Origin of the sequence: Pseudomonas sp. 5P_5.1_Bac1, from assembly GCF_025466015.1 — a bacterium.
GTDB lineage: Bacteria > Pseudomonadota > Gammaproteobacteria > Pseudomonadales > Pseudomonadaceae > Aquipseudomonas.
Genome location: NZ_JANLNX010000100.1, coordinates 1 through 1,341 on the forward strand (window position 1 = coordinate 1; position 1,341 = coordinate 1,341).

General features: G+C 59.8%; 1 protein-coding gene. It reads left to right on the top strand.

The window, feature by feature from the left end:
- Positions 1 to 1,341: immunoglobulin-like domain-containing protein (locus NTD82_RS21640; RefSeq protein ID WP_262130166.1), on the top strand; the 1,341-nt coding region annotated here is incomplete at both ends.

The following is a 1,341-nucleotide window of genomic DNA, read 5'->3' on the forward strand; positions in this document are numbered from 1 at the left end:
CCGAAAGACACTGTTTACGTGGATGCCGGTAGCGTCAGCGTGACCATCACTGGCACCACTGGCGGCGACTTCGAACACCTGGAAGTCAGCCCAACCGCAGCTGTAACTGCTGTTACTGACTCGATTGATACCTCGACCGTCACTCTGACTGCCACTACCAGCGCTGTTGAAGGTGGCGTTGTCACCTACACCGCTTCGGTAACGGCTCCAGTCACCGGTGCTCCGTTGGTCATCACCCTGGCCAACGGCCAGTCGATCACCATTCCAGTGAACGCTTCGAGCGGTTCGGTGGACTTCATTGCCCCGAATAACGTGTTGAATACCAACACCCCGCTGACCAATAGCATCACCGGCGTCACTGGCGGCAACTACGAGCACCTCGAAACCGCCGGTACTCCGACCACCGTCGTGACCGACGATCCGGCCCGCCTGGACACCACTGGCCTCACCCTGTCCGCGACTGGCACCGTCCAGGAAGGCGGCAACATCGTCTACACCGCCAAGCTGACTAACCCAGCCGGCACTGAGATGAAGATCACCTTGAGCAATGGTGAAACCATCACCATTGCCAAGGATGCGACCGAAGGTTCCGTTACCTTCGCCGCACCAAAAGACACCGTTTATGTCGACGCGGGTAGCGTCAGCGTGACCATCACCGGCACCACTGGCGGCGACTTCGAACACCTGGAAGTCAGCCCAACCGCAGCTGTAACTGCTGTTACGGACTCGATTGATACCTCGACCGTCACTCTGACTGCCACTACCAGCGCTGTTGAAGGTGGCGTAGTTACCTACACCGCTTCGGTAACGGCTCCAGTAACCGGTGCACCACTGGTCATCACGCTGGCCAACGGCCAAAGCATCACGATCCCGGTCAATGCTTCGAGCGGCTCGGTCGACTTCATCGCCCCGAACAACGTGCTCAACACCAACACCCCGCTGACCAACAGCATCACTGGCGTGACTGGTGGCAACTACGAGCACCTGGAAACCGCCGGCACGCCGACCACCGTCGTGACCGATGACCCAGCCCGTCTGGACACCACTGGTCTGACCTTGTCCGCCACCGGCTCCGTCCAGGAAGGCGGCAACATCGTCTACACCGCCAAGCTGACCAACCCAGCCGGCACCGAAATGAAGATCACCTTGAGCAATGGTGAAACCATCACCATTGCCAAGGACGCCACCGAAGGCTCCGTGACCTTCGCCGCACCGAAAGACACTGTTTACGTCGACGCAGGCAGCGTCAGCGTGACTATCACCGGCACCACCGGTGGCGACTTCGAGCACCTCGAAGTCAGCCCGACTGCTGCCGTCACTGCTGTCACCGACAGCATCGAT